The sequence below is a fragment of the Flagellimonas olearia genome (assembly GCF_009184425.1).
GTDB classification, from domain to species: Bacteria; Bacteroidota; Bacteroidia; order Flavobacteriales; family Flavobacteriaceae; genus Flagellimonas; species Flagellimonas olearia.
The window spans coordinates 1-354 of the sequence record NZ_WELG01000114.1 but is presented as its reverse complement, the minus strand read 5'-3'; the positions used below and the strand labels follow the sequence as shown (position 1 = coordinate 354).

Below are 354 nucleotides of genomic sequence, written 5' to 3'. Positions count from 1 at the left end.
ATCAGCTCCGTTTTCCCAGTCCTTGGTGGCGCGACGATCAAAGCCCTTTGACCTTTCCCCACAGGGCTGAATAAATCTAGCATTCTGCCGGTAACTTTAGTGGGTTCGTATTCTAATTTGATTGGTTCATCAGGGAATAGGGGGGTTAGATTGTCAAATAAAGGGCGGTTTTTAATCTCATCTGAAGGCAAATAATTGATGGCTTCTATTTTTAAAAGGGCGTAGTATTTTTCCTGGTCTTTGGGGGATCGCACTTGACCGGTAACAATATCGCCATTCCTTAAAGCAAAACGCCTGATTTGAGAAGGGCTGACATAAGTGTCGTTATGCCCGTCTGAAAAACTCCCATCAAAC

1 pseudogene is annotated in these 354 nt (G+C 44.1%); it reads right to left on the bottom strand.

Features of this window, described 5'->3' with window-relative positions:
* A pseudogene (locus tag F8C76_RS19965) lies at nucleotides 1–354 on the bottom strand (transcription termination factor Rho); the annotation flags it as partial.